The organism is Blastococcus carthaginiensis, from assembly GCF_030731085.1.
Lineage (GTDB): Bacteria > Actinomycetota > Actinomycetes > Mycobacteriales > Geodermatophilaceae > Blastococcus > Blastococcus carthaginiensis.
Map to the genome: position 1 here is coordinate 1 of NZ_JASNFN010000049.1, position 13,424 is coordinate 13,424.

At 73.8% G+C, this 13,424-nt stretch carries 16 protein-coding genes; 3 read left to right on the forward strand and 13 right to left on the reverse strand.

The genetic code is table 11. From position 1 onward, the window contains the following. Positions 1 to 52: 52 nt before the first annotated feature. On the reverse strand, positions 53 to 1,237 hold the full coding sequence (locus tag QOZ88_RS22585; protein WP_306001928.1) for an endo-1,4-beta-xylanase: 1,185 nt from the start codon (positions 1,235 to 1,237) through the stop codon (positions 53 to 55). 232 nt (positions 1,238 to 1,469) lie between these two features. On the opposite strand from QOZ88_RS22585, the gene QOZ88_RS22590 reads away from it, so the two are divergent. Continuing rightward, entirely contained in the window at positions 1,470 to 2,507 is a 1,038-nt protein-coding gene (locus QOZ88_RS22590; protein ID WP_306001929.1) for a LacI family DNA-binding transcriptional regulator, read from the forward strand. Here the strand turns inward: QOZ88_RS22590 and QOZ88_RS22595 are convergent. Then, on the reverse strand, positions 2,472 to 3,380 hold the full coding sequence (locus tag QOZ88_RS22595; RefSeq protein ID WP_306001930.1) for an alpha/beta fold hydrolase: 909 nt from the start codon (positions 3,378 to 3,380) through the stop codon (positions 2,472 to 2,474). The two genes, QOZ88_RS22590 and QOZ88_RS22595, sit on opposite strands and share 36 nt — an antisense overlap. Positions 3,381 to 3,478: 98 nt before the next feature. Here QOZ88_RS22595 and QOZ88_RS22600 point away from each other — a divergent pair, with 98 nt between their 5' ends. Then, entirely contained in the window at positions 3,479 to 4,027 is a 549-nt protein-coding gene (locus QOZ88_RS22600) for a DUF4240 domain-containing protein (RefSeq protein WP_091931279.1), read from the forward strand. A gap of 7 nt (positions 4,028 to 4,034) precedes the next feature. Here the strand turns inward: QOZ88_RS22600 and QOZ88_RS22605 are convergent, their stop codons facing one another. The 4 genes from QOZ88_RS22605 to QOZ88_RS22620 are packed head-to-tail and all read right to left on the reverse strand — an operon-like array spanning position 4,035 to position 6,072. Then, the gene (locus tag QOZ88_RS22605) at positions 4,035 to 4,418 is read right to left on the reverse strand and encodes an acyl-CoA thioesterase (protein ID WP_306001931.1); all 384 of its coding nucleotides are present in this window, start codon (positions 4,416 to 4,418) and stop codon (positions 4,035 to 4,037) included. Between the two features lies 1 nt (position 4,419). Further along, positions 4,420 to 4,650, reverse strand: coding sequence for a hypothetical protein (locus tag QOZ88_RS22610; protein ID WP_306001932.1), 231 nt, complete (start codon positions 4,648 to 4,650; stop codon positions 4,420 to 4,422). 1 nt (position 4,651) lies between these two features. Continuing rightward, positions 4,652 to 4,909, reverse strand: a complete 258-nt coding sequence (locus QOZ88_RS22615; RefSeq protein WP_306001933.1) for a DUF2795 domain-containing protein — start codon at positions 4,907 to 4,909, stop codon at positions 4,652 to 4,654. A gap of 29 nt (positions 4,910 to 4,938) precedes the next feature. Beyond that, positions 4,939 to 6,072, reverse strand: a complete 1,134-nt coding sequence (locus QOZ88_RS22620; RefSeq protein ID WP_306001934.1) for a baeRF2 domain-containing protein — start codon at positions 6,070 to 6,072, stop codon at positions 4,939 to 4,941. Between the two features lie 169 nt (positions 6,073 to 6,241). Here QOZ88_RS22620 and QOZ88_RS22625 point away from each other — a divergent pair, with 169 nt between their 5' ends. Beyond that, positions 6,242 to 6,610, forward strand: a complete 369-nt coding sequence (locus QOZ88_RS22625) for a hypothetical protein (RefSeq protein WP_306001935.1) — start codon at positions 6,242 to 6,244, stop codon at positions 6,608 to 6,610. 82 nt (positions 6,611 to 6,692) lie between these two features. Here the strand turns inward: QOZ88_RS22625 and QOZ88_RS22630 are convergent, their stop codons facing one another. Genes QOZ88_RS22630 through QOZ88_RS22660 form a run of 7 tightly spaced genes read right to left on the reverse strand, consistent with a single transcriptional unit; the run spans position 6,693 to position 13,323 of the window. Further along, entirely contained in the window at positions 6,693 to 7,595 is a 903-nt protein-coding gene (locus tag QOZ88_RS22630; protein WP_306001936.1) for a type II secretion system F family protein, read from the reverse strand. After that, positions 7,595 to 8,536, reverse strand: a complete 942-nt coding sequence (locus QOZ88_RS22635; protein ID WP_306001937.1) for a type II secretion system F family protein — start codon at positions 8,534 to 8,536, stop codon at positions 7,595 to 7,597. The genes QOZ88_RS22630 and QOZ88_RS22635 overlap by 1 nt, the downstream gene beginning before the upstream one ends. Before the next feature lie 2 nt (positions 8,537 to 8,538). After that, positions 8,539 to 10,017, reverse strand: coding sequence for a CpaF family protein (locus tag QOZ88_RS22640; protein WP_306001938.1), 1,479 nt, complete (start codon positions 10,015 to 10,017; stop codon positions 8,539 to 8,541). Further along, a complete protein-coding gene (locus tag QOZ88_RS22645; protein ID WP_306001939.1) occupies positions 10,014 to 11,207 on the reverse strand; it encodes an AAA family ATPase in 1,194 nt (397 codons plus the stop codon). Before QOZ88_RS22645 ends, QOZ88_RS22640 begins: the two co-directional genes overlap by 4 nt. Continuing rightward, positions 11,204 to 11,950 (reverse strand): Flp pilus assembly protein CpaB, encoded by a 747-nt coding sequence (cpaB, locus tag QOZ88_RS22650; protein WP_306001940.1) that lies wholly within the window; start codon positions 11,948 to 11,950, stop codon positions 11,204 to 11,206. Before cpaB ends, QOZ88_RS22645 begins: the two co-directional genes overlap by 4 nt. Positions 11,951 to 11,962: 12 nt before the next feature. Beyond that, the gene (locus QOZ88_RS22655; RefSeq protein ID WP_306001941.1) at positions 11,963 to 12,922 is read right to left on the reverse strand and encodes a TadE/TadG family type IV pilus assembly protein; all 960 of its coding nucleotides are present in this window, start codon (positions 12,920 to 12,922) and stop codon (positions 11,963 to 11,965) included. Further along, positions 12,910 to 13,323 (reverse strand): TadE/TadG family type IV pilus assembly protein, encoded by a 414-nt coding sequence (locus QOZ88_RS22660; RefSeq protein ID WP_306001942.1) that lies wholly within the window; start codon positions 13,321 to 13,323, stop codon positions 12,910 to 12,912. The genes QOZ88_RS22655 and QOZ88_RS22660 overlap by 13 nt, the downstream gene beginning before the upstream one ends. Positions 13,324 to 13,424: the final 101 nt, after the last annotated feature.

Sequence of the window (13,424 nt, forward strand, 5' to 3'; positions counted from 1 at the left end):
GGGGAGCGGCCGCCCGGCGCTCAGGCGGGTCCGGCGAGCCGGACCGGACCGGTCACCGCCCGGCCTTCGCCTCCGCGAGCGTCTCGTGCAGGGCCCAGTACGCGGGCTTGCGCTCGTAGTCCTCGAACATCACGGTCGCCGCCCCCTGGCCGGGCGAGAAGCTCGGCACCCACGAGTACCTGTCGTTGAAGCCCCAGATGGTGAAGGAGTTGCAGTCGTCCACCGACAGGCAGGCCTCGAGGACGCCCTGGTAGGTGTCCGCCTGCTCGGCGAGCTGCTCCGCGGTGGGCACCCCGCTCTCCGGGAGGGTGAACCGGACGTCGAGCTCGGTGATCGCGGTCTCCAGCCCCAGGTCGTCGAAGCGCTGCATGTTCTCGTCGAGGGTCTCCGGGAACGGGTACTGCAGGTCCAGGTGGGCCTGGAAGGCGAACCCGTGCAGCGGGACGCCCTCGGCGAGCAGCTTCTTCGCGAGCTCGTAGTAGGCGTCGCTCTTCGGGCCCATGTCCTCGACGGCGTAGTCGTTGAGGAAGAGCTCGGCCTCCGGGTCGGCCTCGTGCGCCCAGCGGAAGGCGTCGGCGATGATCCCCTCGCCCAGCCGCTCGATGAAGACGTTCTGCGGGCGCAGGCGGATCTCGTCGCCCTCCCAGGTGTCGGTGAAGATCTCGTTGGCGACGTCCCACTGCTGGATGCGGCCCTTGTAGTGGCCGACCACCGTCTGGATGTGGTCCTTGAGGATGGCCCGGAGCTCCTCGTCGGAGTAGTCCCCCTCGGTGACCCACTCGGCCAGCTGGCTGTGCCAGAGCAGGGTGTGCCCGCGGACGACCTGCCCGTGGCGCTCGGCGAAGGCGACGATCGCGTCCGCGGGCCCGAAGTTGTAGACCCCGGGCTCGGGGTGGATGAACTCCCACTTCATCTGGTTCTCGGGGGACACCGAGTCGAACTCCGTGGCGAGGACCTTCCGGTACCGGGGGTCGCGGGTGAACGGATCGGGGTAGCCCGCGTTCACGTGGTGCCCCCCGCCGGCGACCGCGGTCCCGATGACCAGGTCGTCGGGGGTGACGGTGCGCAGGCCGTTCCGGATGGCCGGGCCGTGCGACCGGTCCTCCTGTGCCTGGGCCGACGGTGCCGCCTGGTCCCGGGGCGACGCCGCGGCGGGCAGGACCGCGGCGGAGATCGCGACCGGGACCAGGGCCACCCCGACCGCGCAACGGGCTGCCGCCCGCGAACCGAACCTCACAGAACGCATGCTGTGCCTTCCCTCGAGACGTCGGAACAGTGTCCGAAAGTTTCCGGAAACCGAAGCCCGGACGTTACGTAGGTCACATGGGGGCGTCAACACGAGAGCCAGCGGGCACCGGACGCCGTCGTCGGAGGCCGCCCCTTCGCCCGTCGGGAGGAGCGTCGCCGCGCACCCGCCCGGGACCGCGCGACCGGCCGTAGGCTGGCCGCCCCGACCAGGAGGAGGTCCGTTGGCCGACGAGCAGACCGGCGCAGTGACCATCGCGGCGATCGCCGCGGCGGCCGGGGTGTCGGTCCCGACGGTCTCGCGCGTCCTCAACGGGCGGTCCGACGTGGCCCCGCAGACCCGTGAGCGCGTGGAGCAGCTGCTCCGCGACCACGGCTACCAGCGCCGGGGCGGCCGGGCCCGGGCGCGGCTGATCGACCTGGTCTTCAACGACCTCGACAGCCCGTGGGCGCTGGAGATCATCCGCGGGGTGGAGGACGCCGCCCACGCGGCGGGCGCCGGCACCGTGGTCACCGCGATCCACCGCCGGGCCAGCGCCACCCGGGGGTGGCTGGACAACCTCAGCGCCCGGGCCAGCGACGGCGCCATCCTGGTCACCAGCGAGCTGGACCCGGAGCTCGACGCGGAGCTGCGAAAGCTGCAGGTCCCCGCGGTCGTCGTCGACCCGGCCGGCGTCCCGGGGCTGGACGTGCCGACCATCGGCGCGACCAACTGGGCCGGCGGCCTCAGCGCCACCGAGCACCTGACCGGGCTCGGCCACCGGCGCATCGCCTTCGTCGCCGGTACGCCCGACCTCTGGGCCAGCCGCGCCCGCCTGGCCGGGTACCGGGCAGGCCTGGAGGCCGCCGGGCGGCCGTTCGACGCCGACCTGGTGGTGGACGGCGACTTCGGCTACGCCTCGGGGGCCCGCGCAGCCGACCGCCTCCTGGCCCTGCCCGACCCGCCGACCGCCGTCTTCGCCGCCAACGACCAGATGGCACTGGGGGTCTACGAAGGGGTCCGGCGCCGGGGCATGCGGGTACCCGAGGACGTCAGCGTCGTCGGGTTCGACGACCTACCGGAGGCCCGCTGGTCCTCGCCGCCGCTCACCACGGTGCACCAGCCGCTGACCGAGATGGGCGTGCTGGCGGCGCGGACGGTGCTGCGGATGGTGGACGGCGAGACCATCGAGAGCCCGCGGCTGGAGCTGGCCACGCGGCTCGTCGTCCGCGACAGCACCACCCCGTCACGGCTGCGCCCCGCCGAGCCGGTCTCCTCCTAGGAACGGGACCAGCGCCCCCACCAGCTCCTCGGGCGCCTCCTCGGCCATGTGGTGCCCGCTGTCGATCGGCCCGCCGCCACGGAGGTCGGTGGTCCAGTCCGCCCAGATGGCCCGCGGGTCGCCGTGCAGCTCCTCGAGGTCGTCGCGGGCCGACCACAGCACCAGCGTCGGGCAGGTGATGCGCCTGCCGGCGGCACGATCGGCCTCCTCGGCCGCCCGGTCGACACCGAGCCCGGCGCGGTAGTCCTCCAGCATGGCCGACCGGGTGAGCGGGTCCCGGATCGCGGCCAGGAAGTCGGCGTGGTTCTCCTCCCCCATCTCCGCTGCCCTCCCCGGTCGCAGTGCCCCGTACCAGGCGTCGGGATCCGCACCGATCGCCTGTTCGGGCTTGCCCGGCTGGGCGAAGAAAAACCAGTGCCACCAGGCGGTGGCGAACCGGGCGTCCGCCCGCTCGAGGTGCTCCACGATCGGGATGGAGTCGAGCACGGCGAGACGCGTCACCGCGGCGGGGTGGTCCAGCGCCACCCGCATCGCCACGTAACTCCCGCGGTCGTGCCCGACGACGGCGAAGCGCTCGTACCCGAGCGCGCGCATGAGCGCCACGACGTCCCGGGCCATCGCCCGCTTGGAGTAGGGCCCGTGGTCCTCCGCGCTGGGGACCGACGTCGACCGGCCGTAGCCGCGCAGGTCCGGGCAGACGACGGTGTGCCCCGCCGCGGCCAGCAGCGGCGCGACGCGGTGCCAGGTGGTGTGCGTGCGCGGGTGGCCGTGCAGCAGCACGACCGGCGCTCCTTCGCCACCGGACCGCAAGCGCAGGGCGACGCCCTCGCCGACGTCGAGGCGCTGCTCGGAGAACCCGTCGAAGAACCCCACGTCTCCCCCTCGCCAGCGGCGCCGCCCACCGGATCCTGGCCGCGCGTGGCGGGCTCGGCAACCGCCGCGCGCACCCTCCGCGCCGGTAGGTTCCGGCCGTGGACGCGAGCACGTTCTGGACGCTGGTCGAGGACACCCGCGCGGAGGCGGTCGAGACCGCGAAGGACTCGGTGGTGGCCGAGCACGTCGTGACCCTCACGGCCGCGCTGGAGGAGCTCTCCGACGACGACGTCCTGGGCTTCTACCGCCAGCTCATGGCCGCCCGCACCCGGGCCAACCGCTGGGACCTCTGGGCCGCGGCGTACGTCGCTCTCGGCGGGGCGGGCGAGGACGCCTTCCTCGACTTCCGGAACTGGCTGATCAGCCACGGGCGGGACGCCTACGAGCGGGTGCTGGCCCAACCCGACGCGCTCGTCGACCTCGAGTGGGACGAGGACGAGGACGACTTCGGCTGCGCCGAGGAGTGGGCCTACGCCCCGCTCGAGGTGCTGGAGGACCGCGGCTTCGCCGAGGAGGACCTCGACCCGGGCCCCGACGAGGTCGACGACCAGTTCGGCGAGCCCTCCGGCGAGCCGTTCCCGGAGGACGACGACGAGTGGTTCGCCGCCCGGTTCCCCCGGCTCTGGGCCGCCTACGGCCAGGTCTAGGTGTGGCCTAGCTGTCCAGGTACCGCGTCCAGTGCGCCCGCTCGGCGTCGGTCATCGCGCGGCTGGCGTTCGCCGCGAAGTCGAACGCCACGAGCACGCAGTCGGCCCGGATCGCGACCTCGCCGTCCTGCGCGAGCTCCTGCCGGACGGTGAAGGACTTCGTGCCCAGCCGGGTCACCCAGCTCTGCACGCAGAGCTCCTCGCCCACCCGGTAGTAGAGCTGGCGGAGGTAGTCGACCTCGAGACGGGCGAGGATCAGACCGCCGCCGGCGTGGTCGTCCCCGATCGCCAGCCGGGCATCCTCCAGGAGCGCCAGCGCACGGGCGTGGTTGACGTGGCCCAGCATGTCGGGGTCCGACCAGCGCAGCCGGACCGGGTGCTCGTGCCGCACGTCAGGGCAGGTCGGCGGTGTCGGAGGACTGCCGGTGCGCGCCCTGTGCGTCGTCGGGGTCGGGGTGGACCGTCCGCTCCTCCGACTCGGCGAGGATCACCTCGGCGGCGACCTCCTCCATGCCGCTGCCCTGGACGCCCTTCTCCTCGGGCAGCAGCTGCGAGCGGGTCTCGATGTTGCCCTCGGTGACGTTGTCCAGCGCCTCCGGGCTCGGCTTCTTCTGCGTCGTCACGTCAGAACCGCTGCTGCTCGGTGCCGAGCCCGAGGGCCCGGGCGACCTCCTGGACGTTCTCGAACTGCTGCCCGGCGGGCAGCCGCCGCAGGTCCGCCAGCACCCGGTCGGTGCCGCCGCCCTCCTGCGCCTTGGCGACGAGCTGGTCGCGGTCGGCCGGCCACACCTCCTTGCCCAGGGCCTCGGCCAGCGCGGCGCGGTGGTCGAGGTCGGCCTGGTCGGTGCCGGGTGCGGTGGCGGCCTGGTGCGGATCGGTCACGGGGAGCTCCTTCGTCGGGACGACGCGCGTCAGTTGCCGGCGTCGGTGGAGGCGTCGGTGTAGCGCAGGAGCGCGGCCACCGGGTCACCGCCGGGCAGCGCCGCCTTCGGGACGACGAGCACGCCGGCCGCGCTGGCCACGGCCGCTTCCAGCAGCGCCGGACCGGCCGGGGCGATCTCGCCGTGCACCCCGAGCGCGTCCATGTCCTGCTGCTTGACGCCGAGCTCGAGCGGGCTACCGCCGACCAGCAGGGTTGCGTCGGCGTCCCGCTCGTCGGTGACGACGAGGGTCTCCACCTGCCCCTTGCGCAGGGCCTCGACGACGGCCGCCGTGCCGGTGACGGCCAGCCCGTGGGCGCCGGCACCCTGCACCTGGTCGACGGCGGTGGCGATGTCGCGCGCCTCGTGCTCGGCGACCAGCTCGTTCGTCCGCCGCTCGATCGGCTCGCGGTCGGCTCCGGCCGCGCGCCCACCCTCCTCCATGGTGACGACGAGGTCGGACCACACGCCGCTGGCGCGGTCGGAGAGGATCTGCCGCGCCCGCACGTCGCCGGCCAGCAGCACGAAGCGGGGGCCCAGCCGCCGGGCCAGGGAGGCGATCTCCTCCGCGACCTTGTCGGCGTTGTCGATCCACTGGTTCTCGGCCGTCTCCATGTACCGCCGCTGGGACCATCCGCCGACCCCGAGCTTGCGCATGTGGAAGGTGTCGCCCTCCACCTGCCGCTCCTCGTCCTCCTGGCCCGGGAGCCCGGCAGCGGTGATGTCGGCACCGACCCGGTCGGCGACGACCACGACGTGCGGCACCCGGCCGGCCAGCTGGCGCAGCACCGGGAGCAGGTCGGGGTGCGCCGCCCACTCGGCGGTCTCGCGGGCGGGGCTGTCGGCGAGCACCTCGTCGAGCACGATCGACCCGTCGGCGGCCACGATGACGGCGCGGCCCTTCAGCGTGCCGGCCTCGCCGCCCTCGTTGCCCTCGAGCAGCCGGGCGCGCACGGCCTCGACGACCGTCTCCGGCGCCCCCTGCTCGGTCAGCTGCTCGCAGAGCGCGCGCACGCGGAGCTCGAGCTCGGTGTCGGCGGACTCGGTGGTGTGCGTGACGTCGGCGCAGACCGTGGCGTAGGGACCAGCGGCGGCGAACACCGGCTCCAGGAAGGACACGTCCATGTCGGGGGGACAACTCCTCGGTCGATCGGGGGTGTTCGGTGGGCGGGGTGGCGCTGGGCCGTGACTCCCGCCGTCGCCGCCTACCCACCGACCGGGAGCTCACACCCGGTGTCGAACGCGGAGGACGGGGTAGGCGGTCGGTCGACACGAACCGCAGAGAGGACGAGGGATGACCGAGCACGACCAGCTGCCCCTGCCCGACTACGACCACCTGCCCGTGGAGGGTCTGGCCTCGCGGATCCGGACGCTGGACGCCCAGGGTCTGGAGACCGTGCTCGAGTACGAACGCACCCACGCCAACCGCGTGCAGGTGGTCACGATCATGGAGAACCGCCTCACGTCGCTGCGCGAGGGTGCGCAGCCCTCCGGCGGGGACCCCGCTGCGTCGGCGGCCGACGACCCGTCGCACGCCGCGGGCGGCTCGAAGGTCTCCGGGGCGACCACCGGCCCCGCGATCAACCCGTCGTCGCAGGGCGACCCGACCAACCCCTCGCAACCGCGCGGAACCGGCTCCGCGGGCCCGCAGCCCACGCACTGAGCCGGCCGGCCGGGCAGGCATAGGAAGCTTTGCATGCGGAATGGGGGCCGAATCCGCATGGATAGCTTCCTATGCCCGGGGGTCAGGGCCCGCTGAAGGTGGCCACGATGTCCATGACGGCGGGGCCGAGCAGCACGATGAACAGCGTCGGCAGGATGCACAGGATCAGCGGGAAGATGACCTTCACCGGGATCTGCATGGCCTTCTCCTCGGCCCGCTGCCGCCGCTTGAGCCGCATCTCCGCGGCCTGGGTGCGCAGCACGTCGGCGATCGAGACCCCGTACTGGTCGGCCTGCACGACGGCCCGGATGAACCGGCGCAGGTCGGGGACGCCGGTCCGCTCGGCGAGCGCCAGGTAGGCGTCCCGCCGGGGCTGGCCGACGGCGATGTCCTGCAGGGTGCGCACCAGTTCCTCGGCCAGGGCCCCCTTCCCGTTGCTGCCGGCCCGGGCCATGGCCGACTCGAACCCGAGCCCCGCCTCCACGGCGATGGTCATCTGGTCGAGCGTGTCGGCCAGCTCGAGCGCGATCGCCTCCTGCCGTTCCTGACCGCGGCTGTGCAGCAGCAGCTCCGGTAGGAAGTAGGCCACGACCGTGCCGAGCACCGCGGCCCCAGCGGTCACCGGACCGGGCGAGGACGTCGCCAGGAGCAGGCCGAGCACGCCCGCGACCGGACCGAGGACGAGCTTCGCCGCGACGAGCCTGGGCACCGGCCAGGCGGCGGGCCGCCCGGCGCGGCCGGCCAGGCGGTCGAGCCGGGCGACGGTGCCCCGCGGCGTGAGCCCCCGGGCGACCCGGGAGAGGACGCCGGGACCGGTACGGCCGCGCCCACCGGTGGCTGCGCCGGCGTCGATGCCGCGCAGCAGGTTGTCGCGGATCTGGGCGCTCTCCCCGCCGGCGCCGGAGAGCAGCGACCAGCCCAGCACGGGGAGGGCCGCGCAGAGGCCGAGCGCGGCCAGGATCACGGAGACGGGGACGGTGGTCATCAGAACCGGATCGCCACGGTCTTCTTCAGCCACAGGCCGCCCACGAGCAGCATCACGGCGGCGCCGGCGAGCATGCCGTAGCCGACGAGGCTCTGGGTGAACTTGGCCAGGTACTCCGGGTTGCTCACCGAGAGGAACGCGGTCACGCCGAAGGGCAGGGCCATCAGCACGATCGCGGAGAGCTTCCCCTCGGCCGACAGCGCCTTGACCTGGCGCCGGATCGCGTTGCGCTCGCGGATGGTGTTGCCGACGGCGTCGAGCACCTCGGCGAGGTTTCCGCCGACCTCCCGGTGGATGGCGATGGCCTGCGCGACCCAGGTGAAGTCGTCGCTGCCCATGCGGTCGGCGACCTCGTCCAGGGCGTCGTTGAGATCGCGGCCGACGCGGGTCTCGTTGACGATCCGGGCGAACTCCTCCGACGTCGGTGCCTCCGCCTCGTGCGACACCGAGTCCACGGCGCGCAGCAGGCTGTGCCCGGCGCGCAGGCTGCTGGCCATGAGCTGCAGCGAGTCGTCGAGCTGGTCGGCGAACGCGGACTGCCGGCGCCCGGCGAGGAGGCCGAGCAGCAGCTTCGCGCCGAAGGGCACCATGACGACGACGAGCACGGCCAGCACGGGGCCACCGAGCAGTCCGCCGATCACCGCACCGACGACGGCGGTCAGCCCGACGGCGAGGACGAAGTTCGGCAGCGTCGTCGTCAGGCCGGCGCGCTCGAGAGCAGCGACCCCGGCGGCGAGCCGCCCGCGCTTGACGAGCGCCTTCTCGACCGCGGCCCCGGCCGCTGCCCCCGCGCCCGCCAGCGCGGAGGCGGGCGGCGCCACGGACGGGTCCAGCCGGGTCAGCGGCACGCGCGCGGGGCCGGCCGGGAGGACGACGAGGGCGAGGACGAGCAGGGCCGCGGCGATCGCGCCGACGCCGAGGAGCAGGAGGGCAGCGGGCACGGTCACCACCGCCTGGGCGCGGCCGGCTCGACCGCGCCGAAGACGCGGGGCGAGAGCGTGATGCCGAGGTCGTCGAACCTGTCGGTGAACCGTGGACGGACGCCCGTCGGCACGGGCTTGCCGAGGAACCTGCCGTGCGCATCGACCCCGGCGGAGTAGTCGAAGAGGAAGGCGTCCTGGAGGGTCACCGTCTCGCCCTCCATGCCCTGCACCTCGGTGACGTGGGTGACGCGGCGGCTCCCGTCGCGCAGCCGGGTGATCTGGACGACGAGGTCGACGGCGGAGGCGATCTGCTCGCGGATCGCCCGCAGCGGCAGGTCCATGCCGGCCATCAGCACCAGGGTCTCCAGCCGGGCGACCGCGTCGCGCGGGGTGTTGGCGTGCACGGTGGACAGCGAGCCGTCGTGGCCGGTGTTCATCGCCTGCAGCATGTCCAGCGACTCCCCGCCACGGCACTCCCCGACCACGATGCGGTCGGGGCGCATGCGCAGCGAGTTGCGGACCAGGTCGCGGATGGTGATCGCGCCCTTGCCCTCGATGTTGGGCGGCCGGGACTCCAGCCGGACGACGTGGTCCTGCTGGAGCTGCAGCTCGACGGCGTCCTCGATGGTGACGATCCGCTCGCCCTCGGGGATGAACGAGGACAGCACGTTGAGCAGCGTCGTCTTCCCGGTACCGGTACCGCCGGAGACGATCACGTTCAGCCGGGCCTGGACGCAGGCGTCGAGCAGTTCGGCCATCTCCGGGGAGAGCGTGCCGAAGTTGATCAGGTCCTCGACGGTGAACGGGTCCTTGGAGAACTTCCGGATGGTGAGCGTGGAGCCGCTGAAGGCCAGCGGGGGGATGACCGCGTTGACGCGCGAGCCGTCGGCCAGCCGGGCGTCGACCAGCGGGGAGGACTCGTCGATCCGCCGTCCCACCCGGGAGACGATGCGGTCGATGACCCGGCGCAGGTGCTCCTCGGAGGTGAACCGCGTGGCGGTGCGCTCGAGCCGACCGCTGCGCTCCACGTAGATGGCGTCGGGCCCGTTGACCATGATCTCGCTGACGGCGGCATCGTCGAGCAGTCGCTGCAGGGGGCCGTAGCCGAGCACGTCGTCGGCCAGTTCGGCGGTGAGCCGCTGCCGCTCCTCCGTGCTGAGCGGGACGTTCTCCTCCTCGACGACCTCGTCGAGCTCCTTGAGGACCACCGCCCGCAGCGCGTCCTCGGCCATCGAAGGGTCGTTCATCCGGCTGCCCATGCGCTCGAACAGCGCCTTGCCCACGCGGTCCTTGAGCCGCGCCAGGGCGTCGGTCGGCGGCGCGAGCGCCGCAGAGGCGGCCGGCCGGGGCTTGGGCAGGGTGCGGGTGGCAGCAGGCGCGGCGGGCGGCACCGCACGGGCCGGGACGGACGCCTGGGCGACGGCGGGCGCGGGCTGCTCGCTCGCAGGCGCCGCTCCTTCCCCGCCCCGCGCCGCCTGCAGCCGCTGGGCGAGGTTCACGACGACGCCCGGTGCTTGGCCCGGTAGCGACCGGACTTCATCAGCGGGGTCGCCGAGAAGCGGGACACCAGCCGGCGCAGCTCGCGCACCATCGGGTCGCGGCGGCCGCCGCTGGACAGGATGGGGACGCCCTGGTTGGTCGTGGCGGGCACGGCCTTCGACCGGGGCAGGACGACGTCGACGCCGGTGCCGATCGTCGTCTCGACGTCGCGGACGGTCAGGCCGCCCTTGGGGTCGGCGAAGTTCATGACGACGTGCCGCCCCGCGGGGATCATGGTCAGCTCCCGGAGCACGTCGAGCTCCTTGCGCAGCCCCCGCACACCGGGCACGTCCATGCTCGTGAGCATGACGACGTCGGACGCGCGGTCCAGCGCCGCCAGCGTCTGCTCGGACAGGCCGGGGGCCGTGTCGACGACGACGTAGCGGAACTCGCGCGCCAGCGAGGCCAGCAGCCGGGTGACGTCCTCACCGCTGACCGTGTCACCGGCCGCCGGCGACTCCGCGCCGCAGACGGCGAACAGCCCGCTGGGGTGCTGGGTCAGGAAGGTCTTGAGGACCATGGTGTCCTCGGCCGCCGGCCCGTGCACGGCGTCGGGGAGGGTGTACTCGGGGACGAGTCCCAGGGCGGAGGCCACGTCGCCGAACTGCACGTCCAGGTCCACCAGCACGGTCGACTGGGGAGCGGCGTCGGTGAGCCCGATGGCCAGGTTGGTCGCGACAGTGGTCTTGCCGACGCCCCCCTTCGGCGAGGCGATGGTGATGACGCGCCCGGCGTAGCGGTCGGTCTCGCTGGTCGGCCGCAGCACCCGGCGCCGGCCGGCGGCGGCCCGCCCGGCCCGCTCGACGGCGGCGCCGATCTCCTCGACGTCGGCGTCGGGCGGCAGCAGGTCGCGGATGCCCGCACGCATGGCCGCCTGCCACATCTCGGGCGACGGCTCGGCCATGAGGACGACGGTGATGCCCGGCGACTGCACGTCGAGCCGGCTGGCCAGGCCCAGCACCTCGGGTGCCGGCGCGTGCGGGCCGACGAGCAGCACGTCGGGCAGCTCGCCGTCGACGAGCTGCTCGAACAGCCGGGCGGGGTCGCTGGGCAGCCGGCCCGGCGGCAGGACGTGCACGTCGCCGTCGGTGGCCTCCTTGACCCGCAGGACGAGGTCCTCCCCGGCTCCGGCCAGGACGACGCGGCTCATGAGTAGGCCTTTCCGTAGATCGTGTCCGGCGTCAGCACCTGGGTGCGGGAGACGTCGGGGTCGGCGGGCTCGAGGGACAGCCAGATGCTGGCGTGCTCGGCGGCGAAGACGATCGCCTCGGCCTGCGGGGCGGTGACGGCGAACGTGATCATGAGGCTGCCCGAGGGAGCGGGCGCCGCGGCGGGCGAAGCCGTCCCGTCGGCGGGCGGGGCCGGCGGGGCGGGCGCCCCCTGCACCTGGCTGACCAGCACCTCGTGCAGCACCGAGTGGGTCGTGCCCCCGGCGTCCCCGCCCATGGAGACGAAGACGCCGACGGTGTCGCCGGCGGAGAGCCGGCCGCCCACGGCCCGCTGCGGCTCCAGGACGATGCTGACCTCTTGCATGCCCTCGGGGACCGGCACCGTGCCGGGAGCCTGCCGCTGGTCGGGGCGCGCGAACCGGCTGCCGAGCAGCTGCTCGCCGGGCTCCAGGTCGATGGTGGCGACGCGGTCGGCCAGCGTGGCCAGGTCGGTGACCCGGCCGGGCATCGCGGCCTTCGCCGGCAGGAGCTCGACGCCGACCAGTTCGGCCAGGGCGCTGCCCGGGGTGCCGGCAGGGATGGCGACCTCGGCCACCAGCACCTCCACGGCCTGGACGCCGGCGAAGGCACGCTGCTCCGCGCCGCGCACGTAGCCCACGAGGACCACGGTGCCGACGGCGATCAGCACGAGGGCCGCCACGGCGGCCAGGAAACGACGTCTCACGAGCGGGCGCCCCTATCGGATCAGTCGGAGGATCGAGGCGCCCATCTGCGGGGCGTCCGGGCTGTAGCTCCAGTCGTCGGACAGCTCGACGAAGCGCGTGAAGTAGCCGGTGATGCAGCGGTCGTTGCCGGTGCAGGGCCGGGGATCGGACTTGTACTGGCCGGTGAAGGAGTAGCCGGTCAGCCGGAAGGCGGCGTAGCCGTGCACCCGGTACCAGCCACCGCTGCCCGTGCCGCCCGCCTCGTCGAAGATCGGCAGCAGCACCGTCTGGCCGAGGTAGGAGGCGAAGTCCTCGGGCTCGCACCCCGCGGACGGGGATTCGCCGGGATCGGACTGCAACATGCCGTCGATCTGGCTGGCGGTCCCGCAACCGCCCGAGCCGGTCCGCACGAAGCCGAAGCCGCCCGGGATCTGGTTGCCCGACGGCGGGTGGCACTCCGGGGCGCCGTCGGTCTTGGTCAGCTTGAGCACCTGCGGGGCCTCCTCGTCCGGGAGGCCGCCACCGGTCTGCTTCTCGAACGCGCACCAGGAGAAGGTGAGGGGCAGCACGGCGGTGCCCTGGCTGGGAGCACCCCAACCGACGGTCGCGGTCGCCGAGACCTGGCTGCTGTCGTGGCCGATGACCGGCGCGAACCAGTGCTCCTTCGGTGCGCCACCGGTGACGGTCACGCTGAGCGGGTCGCTGCTGAGGACGGGCTGGGCAGCGGTGCCCGTGGGGTCGTTGTGGCTGATCAGCTGCTGGGCCGTCGCCAGCATGTCGCCGCAGTTGCCGCGCGAGCAGTCCTGCGCGACGGCGATGGCGGCGGCGTCGGCCGCGACCTGGAGCCGGGCGCGCTCGGCGTAGAGGGCGCCGATGTCGACGGCGATGGCCGTGAAGCCCAGCATCGGCACCAGCAGCAGCGAGAACACGACGGCGCTGGCACCGCGCTCGCCGGCCAGCCGGCGGCGGAGCCGCGTGGTCAGCCGTTGCATCGCATGACCCCCGTTCCGGTGAGCTCGATCTCGGAGCCGAAGAAGCCCGTCAGGTAGGGCTTCGGGTAGGTGATGGTGAGGCGGACGGCGGTGTCGCCGGCGCCGGTGGTGGGGCAGGTCCCCGCCGTCCCACCGACGATCACGATGTCGATCTGGTCGTCGGTGATCGCCGGGTGCAGCGATGCGGCCGCGTTGCGGACGACGGTCCGTGCGTCGGCGGGGTCGTTGCGCAGGGCCATGGCCCGCACCCCCTCGCGGGCGGCCGCCGAGAGCGTGCCCTGCACCTGGAAGGCGTGGCCGAACTCGGCGATGCCGATGACCAGCACGAGCAGCAGCGGCACGATGAAGGCGAACTCGACCGCGGTCGCCCCGCGCTCGTCACGCATCCGTCGCTCGCTCATCCCGCCCACCTCCTCTCGTGCAGCGGCGCAGCGGCCCCCGGTCGGGGCCGCTGCGCCGCACCCCCACCGCGGGGCGCCGCACCGGGGGGGTGAGGGGGGGG